Origin of the sequence: Streptomyces sp. NPDC032472, assembly GCF_040636955.1 — a bacterium.
In the GTDB taxonomy this organism is placed as follows: Bacteria; Actinomycetota; Actinomycetes; order Streptomycetales; family Streptomycetaceae; genus Streptomyces.
Window position 1 is genome coordinate 94,442 of sequence record NZ_JBEZVK010000019.1, and the last position, 12,770, is coordinate 107,211.

A 12,770-nucleotide genomic window follows, 5' to 3' on the forward strand; every position below is an offset into this window, starting at 1 on the left:
GGGTGATTTGTCTGGTTTGGGGCGAGGGTGGCCTGTGGGGACGGAGTCATGTCGGGGTGCCCCTTGAGGGGTCAAAGTACGAGGGGGTTAGCATATGAGCGCCGCCTAGCTCGAAAGATACGCCTGTGACTGTCAACGAGGACTCGTTCACTAACTGGAAGAACCGCGAGGAGATCGCGGAGTCGATGATCCCGATCATCGGGAAGCTGCAGCGCGAGCGGGATGTCACGATCCTGCTGCACAGCCGCTCCCTGGTGAACAAGTCGGTGGTCAGCATCCTGAAGACCCACCGGTTCGCCCGGCAGATCGACGGCGAGGAGCTGTCGGTCACCGAGACGATGCCGTTCCTGCAGGCGCTGACCGCCCTGGACCTCGGCCCCTCCCAGATCGACATCGGCATGCTCGCCGCCACCTACAAGACCGACGACCGCGGTCTGTCGGTGGAGGAGTTCACCGCCGAGGCCGTCGCCGGTGCCACGGGTGCCAACAAGATCGAGCGCGGCGCCGGCCGCGACGTGGTCCTCTACGGCTTCGGCCGCATCGGCCGCCTCGTCGCCCGCCTGCTGATCGAGAAGGCCGGTTCCGGCAACGGGCTGCGCCTGCGCGCCATCGTCGTCCGCGGTGGCGGCGACCAGGACCTCGTCAAGCGCGCCTCGCTGCTGCGCCGCGACTCGATCCACGGGCAGTTCAACGGCACCATCACCGTGGACGAGGCGACCAGCACCATCGTCGCCAACGGCAACGCGATCAAGGTGATCTACGCCAACGACCCCTCCGAGGTCGACTACACGGCGCACGGCATCAACGACGCCATCCTCATCGACAACACCGGCAAGTGGCGCGACCGCGAGGGCCTCTCCAAGCACCTGCGCCCCGGTATCGACAAGGTCGTCCTGACCGCTCCGGGCAAGGGCGATGTCCCGAACATCGTCCACGGCGTCAACCACGACACCATCAAGCCGGACGAGCAGATCCTGTCCTGCGCCTCCTGCACCACCAACGCGATCGTCCCGCCGCTGAAGGCGATGGACGACGAGTTCGGCGTCCTGCGCGGTCACGTGGAGACCGTCCACTCGTTCACCAACGACCAGAACCTGCTGGACAACTACCACAAGGCCGACCGCCGCGGCCGCTCCGCGCCGCTCAACATGGTCATCACCGAGACCGGTGCCGCCTCCGCCGTCGCCAAGGCGCTCCCGGACCTCAAGGCGCCCATCACCGGCAGCTCGATCCGCGTCCCCGTCCCGGACGTCTCGATCGCCATCCTCAGCCTGCGCCTGGGCCGTGAGACCACCCGCGACGAGGTCCTCGACTACCTCCGCGACGTCTCGCTGAACTCGCCGCTGAAGCGCCAGATCGACTTCACCACCGCGCCCGACGCCGTCTCCATGGACTTCGTCGGCTCGCGCCACGCCTCGATCGTCGACGCCGGCGCCACCAAGGTCGACGGCGACAACGCGATCCTCTACCTCTGGTACGACAACGAGTTCGGCTACTCCTGCCAGGTCATCCGCGTCGTCCAGCACGTCTCGGGCGTCGAGTACCCGACCTACCCGGCTCCGCGGGTCTGATCCCGCAAGGCCGCACAGCGCGCACAGCGCGCAGCGCGTCCACCGCGTACGGGGCGTTCGGCCCGGGCAACAGCCCGGACCGGGCGCCCCGTTCCCGTCCGCTCCACCGGCTTCCTATAGTGGCGCGACGTGAGCACCCAGCCCCGGCCCGCCGGCCGCATATTCGACGCCCTGAACTCCACCGCCCTGCAGGACGCCGCCCAACTGCGGGCCCTGTACGAGCAGCCCAGCGAAATGGTCCGCCACAAGGAGGTGGACCGGATCCACGACGTGGCCCGGGCGTTCATCCAGAGCTCCTCGCTCGTCTTCATCGCCACCGCCGGCGCCGACGGCCGCTTGGACGTGACCCCGCGCGGCGGGCCCGCCGGATTCGTGGCGGTCCTCGACGAGTTCACCCTCGCCGTCCCCGACGCCACCGGCAACCGGCGGCTCGACAGCGCGCACAACATCGTGGAGACCGGCCGCGCCGGCCTGATCTTCCTCGTCCCCGGCCGCGGCGCCACCCTCCGGGTGAACGGCAGGGCCTGCGTCTGCGCCGACCCGCGGCTGCTGGAGCAGCTCACCCCGGTCGGCAAGCCCCCGCGCAGCGCGATCGTCGTCGAGGTGGAGGAGGCGTACCAGCACTGCCCGAAGGCCTTCCTGCGCAGCGGCGCCTGGAAGCCCGAGGAGTGGCTCGCCGAGGACGCGGTTCCCAGCTCGGCCGAGATCACCCTCTCCCACCTCGGCATGCCCGACCTGACGCTGGAGCGGATCCGGCAGGAAGAGCGCGAATCGCTCCTCCACCGCTACGAGTAGCCGACGTCGCAGCACGAGGGGGCGGGCGCCGCGCGGGCACCCGCCCCCTCGTCACGCCGGTCCGGCCCGTCAGGCGGCCGCGGCCGCAGGGCGCACCACGGCAGCGGGCCGGGCGAGGCGGCCCGTGCGGTGGAGCCAGAGGAGCGCGCCGGCGCACAGCAGCCCCAGGACCAGCAGGCACAGCCACGGCAACGCCGGCATGCCCGCCGCCCGGGCCGTGTCCAGGGCCGCGCCCGTGAGCAGGTTGCCGAGCGTGATCCCGATCCCGCAGATGGTGTTGTACAGCCCGTAGTGCGTGGCCACGAGCCGGTCGCCGGACAGCCGGACGATGGTGTCCATCTCGAAGGGGTAGGCGATCATCGTGCCGAGGGCGAGCAGCACCGCCGCCAGCGTCGGCGGCACCACGGTCGCCGGCCACCGCCACGCCCCGCCGTCCGGCAGCGGCACCACCGCCGTCAGCAGCAGCGGTACGAAGGCCGCGCCCATGGTCAGCAGCCCCAGCGTCAGGGCCCGGCCGGGGGTCGTCCGGGCCTTGCACCAGGCGGTCACCCGGGTCTGGAACAGGATCGTCCCCAGCCCCGAGGCGGCGAACAGCCCGGCCGTCGCCGCCGTGGTGAGGGTTCCCCCGCCGCCGAGGCGCCGCACCTCCAGCGGGAGCGCCAGGTAGACCTGGAAGGACAGGACGTACGAGCCGATCATCGCGGTGGAGAACAGCAGGAACGGCCGGTTGGCGAAGATGCCGCGCCACTGGGCGAGCACCTTCTCCCGCGCCCCGTCCCGCGCCGGTTCGGCCTCGTCCGCGCGGCGGGCCGGCAGGCTGCGGATCTGTACGGCGCTCAGCAGCGCGAAGATCCCGGCCGCGACGAGGCAGGTGAGGCGGAAGTCGACGCCGGTGAGCAGCATGCCGGCCAGCGGGCCGAGCAGGATGCCCGCCTGGTAGAAGACGTTGAACAGGGCGAACGCCTCCACCCGCCGCTCTCCCGCGTCCACGGCCAGGTAGGCGCGCACGGCCGGGTTGAACAGCGCCCCCGCCAGGCCCGTCGCGGCGGACGCGGCCAGCAGCGCCGGCAGCGAGTCGACCAGGCCCAGGGTGGCGAAGCCGGCCGTCCGCAGCAGGCAGCCCGCCACGATCAGCGGCTTGTAACCGAGCCGGTCGGCCAGGGTGCCGCCGACCAGGAACATGCCCTGCTGGCTGAAGTTGCGTACGCCGAGGACGAGTCCGACGGTCCAGCCGGCCAGGCCCAGCGATCCGGAGAGGTGCGCGGCGAGGTAGGGCATCAGCATGTAGAAGCCGAGGTTGATGGTGAACTGGTTCACCATCAGCAGCCGGACGCTCTTCTCGTAGGAGCGGACCTGTACGAATGTGGCCTTCACCGGTCCGCGTCCTCCCCGGTCGCGGCGTCCCCGAGCGCGAGCGGGTCGACGACGGCCGTGCACCGCGTCCAGCGCGTGACCTCCTTCTCGTCGGGCCGGCCCACGACCTCCGGCTCGGCGGCCGCGGGCCCGTCAAGGAGTCCGTGGGCGGCGCAGTAGTCGTCGTCGTACACCGTCCCGAGGTACCGCTGGGGCCCGTCGGGGAAGATCGCAGCGATCCGGGTGTCCGCCGGCCGCGTACGGGCCAGCCAGCCCGCCACCAGCGCCACCGCGCCCACGCTCCACCCGCCGGTGGCGTAGTGGGACGACGCGAGCTGCCGGCAGGCCCACACCGCCTCCGACGGAGCCACCCAGTGCACCTCGGTGAAGTGTCCGTACGCGACGTTGCGCGGGTAGATGCTCGACCCCAGGCCGCGCATGAGCCGCGGGCGGGCCGGCTGGCCGAAGATCGTCGAGCCGACGGTGTCGACCCCTACGAGCTCCAGCTGCGGGTACAGCTGCCGCAGGACCCGCGAGACGCCGGCCGAGTGCCCGCCGGTGCCGACGCTGCACACGAGGACGTCGATGTGCCCGAGCTCGGCCGCGAGTTCCAGGGCGAGCGGGGTGTAGGCGCTGGTGTTGTCCGGGTTGTTGTACTGGTCGGGGCACCAGGATCCGGGGTGCCGGGCCATCAGCTGCCGCACCCGTTCGCGGCGCGCCTCCTGCCAGCCGCCGGTGGGGTGCGGCTCGGAGACCACGTTGACCTGGGCCCCGTAGGCGGTCAGCAGTTTGGTCATGGACGCCTCCAGCCCCGGGTCGGTCACCAGGGTGACGGGGTGCCCGTACACCATGCCGGCCAGGGCGAGGCCCAGGCCCAGCGTGCCGCTGGTGGACTCGATGACCCGGGCGCCGGGCTTCAGCTCGCCGCGGGCGCGGGCCCGTTCGACCATGTGCAGGCCGGGGCGGTCCTTGATGCCGCCGGGGTTGAAGCCCTCCAACTTGGCCCAGAAGCCGTGGCCTTCGGGGGCGAACGGCTCGGAGACGCGCAGGAGGGGGGTGTTGCCCACGAGCCCGGAGAGGGCCGTGCGCAGGGGCTGGGTGGTCTGCGTGGACGGAGAGGACATTTCCTCGACTCTCATTCGTGGATGGCTGTTTCCGTGCACATCGCGCCTGTGCGCCGGCCGCGCGGAGGAGCAGGGCAGGCTCCGCGGGGCGGGTACAGGCGGCGGCTGCCGGACGGGCGGCCGCTCGAACGAGTCCTAAATGCGCCAGCAGCAGACGGTGGCCTGAGTGGTCCGGCCCTCGCGGGCCCTCACCGGAAAAGGAGAACCGCGCCGTTGTCCGCGTACGGGCAGGAGCGCACCGAACAGGCCGAGGACCGCCGCGAAGAGAACGGGTACGGAGGCGGGGCGCGGCGCGGAGGATTCCTGGACCGTCCGGGAGGGGTAATCGGGAATGCAGGATTCGTCGTGCTCGGGAGCGCCCCGGGAATCCCCCGTGAACAAGGGGTGGTGAGGGTGGGGACGGTGGTCGTGCGCGGCGGCGCTGTGCACCGCCGCCGATGACGCTGCCGGTGACGGGGGAGCGGCCTCGGTGTGGTGCAGGCAGCCGATCAGGGCCGCGGTGAAGGCGAGCAGGGTCAGGGCGGCCAGGACGAACCGCCGGGCCCGTCCCTGCGCAACGCGGTGGCGGCGCGGCCGGTGAGGTGGGTGGAACGGCACGGTTCCTCCGTGGAGCCGCTTCGGCTCGGACAGCGGTGGCCGCCGGATCACGGCCCGGCGTACACCCCGGGGAAGGGTGAACCGAACGGGCCGAGTCGGCCCGTGTGCCGCCTAGATGCGCAGCACCCCGGGAGTGGGGCAGACCGCCACGCCGTACGTCTGCGGCGCACCACGCGGCGCGGGCACCCCGCCGACGGGAGGGCACTCGACGCCGCGGTGGCCGTCGGCACGCGGGCAGTCGGCGGTCACCGCGTCGAGATCCGGCCGCCCCGGTACGCAGTGCTCCACGGGATGCGGGGAACCGTCCTCCCCGGGAGTGGACACGGCCACGGCGGCGCTCGTCCCGCCCGGGAACGCGGCGGCCGAAACCTCCACCGCCGGCGCGGCGGAGAAGTGGTGCGCCGTACCGGCGGCGACGCCCGCACCGGCACCGTGTGCGTACAGGAAACCGAAGAACAGCAAGGCCAGCCAGAACGCGGCGACCGGATTCCGGAATCCCCGAATCCGCGGCGCGCGCAAGGACGACCGGGCCGTGATCATGCCCGGATCCTAACCGCGCTGATACGGGGGACGGCCGACCCCTCCGCGAGATGGGCCGAAAGTGTTCCCCGACAGCTCCTTCCGGAGCCGAATACCGCCGCCCGCCGCCCGCCGCCCGCAGCAGTGGCCGCTCAGCCCAGGGCGACCCGTTCGCCGCGGGCGTGGGCCGTCACGCCGTCAGGTCCCACCGTGACCTCCGAGGCGCGCAGCCCCAGCGGGAGGGCGGGCAGCTCCCAGCGCCGCTCGGCGAGGGCCTGGGCGATGACCGGAGTGGCGGGGTCGACGGGGTGGCCGGCCAGGGTGGCGGCGGACGCCTGGAGCGTGACGGTGTTGTTCTCCAGGTGCGGTCGGGCCGTGATGACGACCGGTATGCCGAAGGCACGGCGTTCGATGCGCAGCCGGCCGTCTCCCGCGTCGGACACGTGCAGGGCGCGGTCGGTCCGCGCGCCGAGCGAGTCGAAGGGGACGGTGAAGCGGGCGTCGACCTCCGACGCGGAGTACCCGCCGGGGCGTTCGCAGACCTCCCGCAGGTCCACGTCCGCCCGGACGGGATGCCCGTCCGCGGTGACGGCGTCGGCGGAGACCCGGACCTCGGGGTGGGAGCCGCGTGCGGCGTCGAGGAGGAAGGGGTACCCGTCGATGCGGACCTGCGGCGCCGATCGCAGGTCGGGGTGGCGGGAGGCGATCCGGTCGGCGAGCCGGCTCTCGCCTTGGTGGCGGGCGAGGGCATCGGCCGCGGGGAGGGCGGTCGCGAGCAGCGCGGCGACGGCGATGACGGTACGGGCGCGGCGGCGCGGGCGGCGCGAAGCGGCGGGCATGCGGTTCCTCAGGGGGCGGAGACGGACTCGGTGGGGGTCGAGGTGGCAGGGGCCGTGCCGGTGGCAGGGCCCGGGGCGGCCGCCGGCACGGCCTCGCCCTCGATGTCCATGTGGGGCAGCAGCCGGTCGAGCCAGGCGGGCAGCCACCAGTTCCGGGAGCCGAGCAGCACCATGCTCGTCGGCACCAGCAGCCCGCGTACGACGGTGGCGTCCAGGGCCACGGCGGTCGCCAGGCCGATGCCGAACATCTTGACCACGGGATCGTCGGACAACAGGTAGCTCAGGAACACACAGACCATGATCAGGGCTGCGGAGGTGATGATCCGACCGGTGCCGGCCAGGCCCGTGACCACCGCGCGCCGGTTGTCCCCGTGCCGCAGGTAGGCCTCGCGCACGGAGGCCAGCAGGAAGACCTCGTAGTCCATGGACAGCCCGAACAGCACGGCGAACATCAGCAGCGGGACGTATCCGGGGATCGGCACGGGCCCGTCGAGGCCGAGCGGTCCGGCGCCCCAGCCCCACTGGAACACGGCGGTGAGCACCCCGTACGCGGCGCCGACCGAGAGGAGGTTCATGACGGCGGCCTTGGCCGCGACGACGGGCGAGCGGAACGCGAGCAGGAGCAGCAGCGCGGCGACGGCGACGACGGTGGCGATGACGGCGGGCATCCGTCCGGCGAGCCGGTCGTTGAGGTCGGCCTGGGCGGCGGCGGCTCCGCCCACGTGGGTGACCGCGCCCGTGCCGGCGGTGGCTCCGGGCAGGGTGGACTCCCTGAGGCGGTCGACGAGTTCGGCGGTGTCCGGGTCGCCGGGGCCGGTGGTGGGGGTGACCTGCCAGCGGACGGTACGGGCGTCCCCGGCGAGCTGCGGCGGGCTGACCGCGGCCACGCCCGGAGTCCGCCCGAGGGCGGTGGTGACCGCCTCGACGCGGCTGTCGGCCGGCCCCGGTGCGGGGGTGGGCAGGGAGGCGGTGACCTGGAGCGGGCCGTTGGCGCCGGGTCCGAAGGCGTCCGCCAGCCGGTCGTGGGCGAGACGGCTGTCCGTACCGCGGGCCTTGTCCCCGGCGTCGAGCTGACCGAAGGTCAACGAGGCGGCGGGCAGGGCCAGTACGGCCATCAGCGCCAGACCGCAGAGCAGGTAGCGCCAGGGCCGGTCGGCGACGTGCACGGCCAGCCGGTGCCAGCGCGCCCCGGTGGCGGTGTCGTGGTCCGAGCGGCCGCGGTCCGAGTCGTCGTCCGAGCCGGTGGCCGGCCTGCGCGGGGCCAGTCGCCGCCCGAGCAGGGAGAGCAGGGCCGGCAGCAGGGTGAGGGCGGCCAGGACGGCCACGAGCACGGCGATCCCCGGCGCGAGCGCGAGCGCGTACAGCAGAGGCAGCCCACCGAGCGCCAGCCCTGCGAGGGCGGCGGCCACGGCGCAGCCCGCGAACGCCGCGGCCTTGCCGGCGGTGGCCGTGGTGCGCGCGGCGGCCTCCTCCACCGGTGTGCCTGCCGCCAGGAGCGTACGGAAGCGGGTCAGGCAGAACAGCGTGTAGTCGATGCCCACGCCGAGGCCGATCATGGCGGCGATGGTCGCGCCCGAGGACGGCATGTCCACGAGGTGGCCGACCAGGCCGATCAGGGACAGCGAGATCACCAGGCCCACGATCCCGACCGCGAGCGGCAGGCCCGCCGCGGTGGCGCTGCGCAGACCGAGGAACAGGATGACGGCCGCCGCGGCCAGGCCGATCAGCTCGCTGTGCCCGGTGGACCCCTTGTCCGCGGCCGCGGCGAGATCGCCGCCCGGGGTCACCTCGATCCCGGCCCTGCGCGCCGGCTCGGCGGCGGCCGTCACGGCGCGGGTGACCTCCGGTGTGATGTCGCGGCCGGTGACGTCGAGCCCGAGGGAGAGGTACGCGGTATGCCCGTCCGGGCTCATTGCCGCTCGCCCGGCGGGGGAGTAGGGCGTGGTGACGGAGACGACATGGTCGACGCGGGCCATGTCCGCCGCGGCGGCCTCGACCGCCGTCCGCAGGGCCTCCGAGGTGAGCGGGGCGCCGCCGGTCGCCGTGTGCAGGACCACGGGCTGGCTGCCGGAGGCCGGTCCGGGGAAGGCCCCGGCCGCGTCCCGCGCCGCCTGGCTGTCGCTGCCGGGGATGGTCACCGCCTCGCTCGTGGCCCGGCCGTACACCAGGACCGCGGCGGCGAGCGCGAGCAGCAGCGCCAGCCAGGCGGTGAGGACCCGGCCGGGTCTACGGGCACAGCTGCGCCCCAGGGCGTGGAACATCGTGCGGCTTCTCCTCTGCTGCCTGAACAACTTGCACTCTGAGTGCAGATTTACGTTTGCACTTGAAGTGCAACAATGTCAATCGGAGAAGGGAGGCCGCGATGGAGCGCACACCGGAACGGAAGCCGGAGCGGGGTGAGGGGTCCCGGGCCGGGGCCGCGGTGGACGGGCGTGCCGGGGCCGCGGTGGACGGGCGGACCGAGCGCGGCCGGCAGACACGCGAGAAGATCGCCGACGCCCTGCTGGCCCTGCTCGACGAGGGCGTCACCGAGTTCCCGGCGGAGAAGGTGGCCGCGTACGCGGGGGTCTCGCGGCGCTCCGTCTTCCACCACTTCGCCGACATGGCCCAGCTCGTCGACACCGCGATCACCCGGCGGCTGGAGCAACTGGCGGAGCAGATCAGGCCGTTGCCGACGAGCGGGTCCCGGGCGGTGCGGGTCGCCGCGCTCGTGGAGCAGCGCGCCCGGATCCTGGAGTGGATGACTCCCACGCGGCTGGCGGTGATGCGGCTCGAGCACCCCTCGCCCCGGATCCGGCAGGCCTGGGACGAGGCCTTCGCCGAGGCGCGCCGGCGACTGGAGGCGGTGCTGGCGCAGGAGCTGGACACGCTGACGGGTCCGCGCCGTACGGATCTGCTGAACGGACTGGATGCGGTGACCACTTGGGGGGCATGGCACCACTGGCGCACCACCGGGCTCAGCCCCGAGGAGGCGCGGCGGGCCATGGAGGCCACGGTCCTGACCCTGCTCGCCTCGGTCGACTGACCCGGCCGGGCCGGGGCCGGCCGACCTGTCCACCGCGGCGCACTCCCGGACCCGGCTTGGACGCGTCGGCGGCATTGCCGGTGCGGGCCTCCGGCATGATCGGTTCCCGACCGTCAGTTCGAGCCGCGAAGGTGTGTCCCCATGTCCGACATCCAGGTCCGCGCGGTCCGCGCGGAGGACTTCCCGCAGTGGCGTGCGCTCTACCGCGGCTACGCCGACTTCTACCGGGTCGAGCAGACCGAGGAGGCCGCGGAGCGGGTGTGGTCCTGGGTGCGGGATCCGGAGCACGAGGTGAACGCCCTCGTTGCGGAGGACGCCGAGGGGCGGCTCGTCGGCCTGGCCCACTACCGGCCGTTCGCGCGGCCGCTGTCGGCGACGGTCGGCTGTTTCCTCGACGACCTGTTCGTCGCCCCCGAGAGCCGGGGGTCCGGCGCGGCCGATCTGCTGCTGGCCGGGCTGCGGGAGATCGCCGCGGAGCGGGGGTGGAGCGTGGTGCGGTGGATCACGGCCGATGACAACCACCGGGCGCGGGGGAAGTACGACCAGGTGGCCACCCGCACGATGTGGATCACGTACGACATGACCCCGACGGCCTGACCCCCCGCCTCCACCGGGGCACCGGGCCCACCGGGCACCGGGCTCCTCCCGGCCCCGCGCCTCAATCGCCGGCGAGGCTGGTGTTGCCGGCTCTCGTCTCCGGCGTCGGCGCGTTGTCTGCCGTCGAAGCGGGGCTGGAATGGCCGGCCACTCGGCTCAGGCGTCGGCGGAGCGCCACGGGACCGGTTCTGCCCGGACCGGCGGGCGAGGCGGGGGCCTGGCGGGGCTACCAGCCGAAGCGGCGGTTTGCGACTGCTGCGAATTCCTCGAAGGTCAGGACGCGGTCGCCGTTCTGGTCGGCGGCGTCGAAGAGGGCCGAGGAGTCGTCCTCGTCCCCGACGCCCCAGAAGGGGATCACGCCCTGCGCGGCCAGGGTCGGGCCCTTGGCCCGGAGGGCCTCGATGACCTCGGCGCGCGTCAGCGTGCCGTCGTGGTCGAGGTCGAGCGCGTCGAAGAGTGTGCGGGCCTTGTCGCTCATGGCATGTCCTGCTTTCGTGGGCGGCGCGCGTCACGCGTCCTGCTGAAAAGGACGCAGGGGCCTGGTCCGAGGTTGCCTCGCCCGCCACGCCGACGGGGGCGTACCGGCCGTATCGCGGTCGGTACGCCCCCGTCGGTCAGGGCAGGACAGGGCAACGCAGGGGCGCGCGGGTCAGCGGCCCGCGGGCTCCAGGTCCGGGTCCGCGTCAGCGCCGGCACCGGCCCGCGCCGCGATCTGCGGATTGCGGGACTTCAGCACCGCCCAGCCGACCGCCAGGCACACCGCCCAGCCGGCGCCCACGTACAGGGAGACGCGGCTGTCGGGGTCGATGGCGATCATCGCGGTGACCAGCAGCAGGAAGGCCACGGCGATCCAGCTGCACACGGTGCCGCCGGGGGCCGGGAAGGAGGAGGCGGGCAGCTTGCCGGCGTCCACCGCGCGGCGGTAGCGGATGTGGCTGACGAGGATCATCAGCCACGTCCAGATGCCGGCCGCGGTCGCCACCGAGGTGACGTAGCCGAAGGCCTTCTCCGGGACGACGTAGTTGAGGACCACGCCGATGCCCATGAGGGCGACGGAGAGGGTGATGGCGATCGCCGGGGTCTTGGTGGAGCTCAGCTTGCCGAGCACCTTGGGGGCCTCGGAGTTGGCGGCCAGGTCGCGCAGCATGCGCCCGGTGGAGTACATGCCGGAGTTGCAGGACGACAGGGCCGCGGTGAGGACCACGAAGTTGACGATGGCCGCACCCGCCGGGATGCCGATCTTGGCGAAGGCCGCCACGAACGGGCTGACGCCCGGCTGGAACTCGGTCCACTTCACGACCATCAGGATCACGCTGAGGGCGCCGACGTAGAAGACGATGATGCGCCACGGCAGGGTGTTGATCGCCTTGGGCAGGGTCTTCTCGGGGTTCTCGGACTCACCCGCGGTGACACCGACGAGCTCGACGGCCAGGTACGCGAACATCACGCCCTGCAGGGTCATCAGGCTGGAGCCGACGCCCATGGGGAAGATGCCGTCGAAGGCCCACAGGTTGGAGACGGCGGCGGTGTCGCCGGCCTGGCTGAACCCGAAGGTCACGACGCCGATGCCGATCACGATCATGCCGATCAGGGCGGTGACCTTGACCATCGAGAACCAGAACTCGATCTCGCCGAAGATCTTCACCGAGATGAGGTTCGCGACGTACAGGACGACCAGGAAGACCAGGGCCGTCACCCACTGAGGGATGTCCGGGAACCAGAAGTGCACGTAGATGGCTGCGGCGGTCAGCTCGGCCATGCCGGTGACCACCCACATGAGCCAGTACGTCCATCCGGTCACGAACCCGAAGAACGGACCGAGGAACTCGCGGGCGTACTCCGCGAACGAGCCCGAGACGGGCCGGTACAGGAGCAGCTCGCCGAGCGCCCGCATGATGAAGAAGACGATGACGCCGGCGAGGGCGTACATGAGGATGAGGCTGGGCCCGGCCTTCGCGATGTTCGCGCCCGCGCCCAGGAAGAGGCCGACGCCGATGGCGCCGCCGATGGCGATCATCTGGACCTGGCGGCTGCCGAGCCCGCGCTCGTAGCCCTCCTCGGGCGTGGTGCCCGTGGTGTCGTCGCCGTGGTGGTTGTCGACCTGCGTCGAGGTCATGCTGTGGTGCGCCTTTCCGCTCCATGCCGACCCGCGCCGCGCTCGGCTGCGGATCGGGTTCCGATCCCCCGGATGCTGATGGAGTTGCATGCCGGCGGTCGGCCGGCGTCAGCGCCCCTGCACGGACATGGGTGGTGTCCGGCAGGCGGTCGTGAAGATGTATCACGCCATCCGGCGCGTGACCGTGGCGCACATCACCGGCATATCGGTCATTCGCCTGTGACCAGGCCTAAA

Annotated in this window: 12 protein-coding genes; 5 read left to right on the forward strand and 7 right to left on the reverse strand. The window is 72.6% G+C overall.

What is annotated here, in order from left to right:
• Window positions 1-125: 125 nt before the first annotated feature.
• Together AB0F11_RS15545 and AB0F11_RS15550 are read left to right on the forward strand one after the other, a co-directional pair.
• Window positions 126-1,571, forward strand: coding sequence for a glyceraldehyde-3-phosphate dehydrogenase (locus AB0F11_RS15545; protein WP_362172877.1), 1,446 nt, complete (start codon window positions 126-128; stop codon window positions 1,569-1,571).
• Window positions 1,572-1,700: 129 nt separating this feature from the next.
• Entirely contained in the window at window positions 1,701-2,366 is a 666-nt protein-coding gene (locus tag AB0F11_RS15550; RefSeq protein WP_362172880.1) for an MSMEG_1061 family FMN-dependent PPOX-type flavoprotein, read from the forward strand.
• Between the two features lie 69 nt (window positions 2,367-2,435).
• On the opposite strand, the gene AB0F11_RS15555 is transcribed toward AB0F11_RS15550, so the two are convergent.
• From AB0F11_RS15555 to AB0F11_RS15575, 5 genes are all read right to left on the reverse strand, one after another.
• Complete coding sequence (locus AB0F11_RS15555) at window positions 2,436-3,740, reverse strand: MFS transporter (RefSeq protein WP_362172882.1); 1,305 nt, start codon at window positions 3,738-3,740, stop codon at window positions 2,436-2,438.
• Window positions 3,737-4,843, reverse strand: coding sequence for a PLP-dependent cysteine synthase family protein (locus tag AB0F11_RS15560; protein ID WP_362172885.1), 1,107 nt, complete (start codon window positions 4,841-4,843; stop codon window positions 3,737-3,739). Before AB0F11_RS15560 ends, AB0F11_RS15555 begins: the two co-directional genes overlap by 4 nt.
• Before the next feature lie 708 nt (window positions 4,844-5,551).
• The gene (locus AB0F11_RS15565) at window positions 5,552-5,980 is read right to left on the reverse strand and encodes a hypothetical protein (protein WP_362172888.1); all 429 of its coding nucleotides are present in this window, start codon (window positions 5,978-5,980) and stop codon (window positions 5,552-5,554) included.
• Window positions 5,981-6,111: 131 nt separating this feature from the next.
• Window positions 6,112-6,798: a DUF2993 domain-containing protein gene (locus AB0F11_RS15570; protein ID WP_362172891.1), complete on the reverse strand. Its 687-nt coding sequence runs from the start codon at window positions 6,796-6,798 to the stop codon at window positions 6,112-6,114.
• An 8-nt stretch (window positions 6,799-6,806) separates the two neighbouring features.
• On the reverse strand, window positions 6,807-9,059 hold the full coding sequence (locus AB0F11_RS15575) for an MMPL family transporter (RefSeq protein WP_362172894.1): 2,253 nt from the start codon (window positions 9,057-9,059) through the stop codon (window positions 6,807-6,809).
• A 101-nt stretch (window positions 9,060-9,160) separates the two neighbouring features.
• Between AB0F11_RS15575 and AB0F11_RS15580 the strand changes: the two genes are divergently transcribed.
• Complete coding sequence (locus tag AB0F11_RS15580; protein WP_362172897.1) at window positions 9,161-9,823, forward strand: TetR/AcrR family transcriptional regulator; 663 nt, start codon at window positions 9,161-9,163, stop codon at window positions 9,821-9,823.
• A gap of 141 nt (window positions 9,824-9,964) precedes the next feature.
• Complete coding sequence (locus AB0F11_RS15585) at window positions 9,965-10,420, forward strand: GNAT family N-acetyltransferase (protein WP_361907100.1); 456 nt, start codon at window positions 9,965-9,967, stop codon at window positions 10,418-10,420.
• A 226-nt stretch (window positions 10,421-10,646) separates the two neighbouring features.
• Here the strand turns inward: AB0F11_RS15585 and AB0F11_RS15590 are convergent, their stop codons facing one another.
• Both AB0F11_RS15590 and AB0F11_RS15595 read right to left on the reverse strand, forming a co-directional pair.
• On the reverse strand, window positions 10,647-10,898 hold the full coding sequence (locus AB0F11_RS15590) for an EF-hand domain-containing protein (RefSeq protein ID WP_362172900.1): 252 nt from the start codon (window positions 10,896-10,898) through the stop codon (window positions 10,647-10,649).
• Between the two features lie 171 nt (window positions 10,899-11,069).
• A complete protein-coding gene (locus tag AB0F11_RS15595) occupies window positions 11,070-12,536 on the reverse strand; it encodes an amino acid permease (RefSeq protein WP_362172902.1) in 1,467 nt (488 codons plus the stop codon).
• A gap of 88 nt (window positions 12,537-12,624) precedes the next feature.
• On the opposite strand from AB0F11_RS15595, the gene AB0F11_RS15600 reads away from it, so the two are divergent.
• Entirely contained in the window at window positions 12,625-12,759 is a 135-nt protein-coding gene (locus tag AB0F11_RS15600; RefSeq protein WP_362172904.1) for a hypothetical protein, read from the forward strand.
• Window positions 12,760-12,770 lie beyond the last annotated feature (11 nt).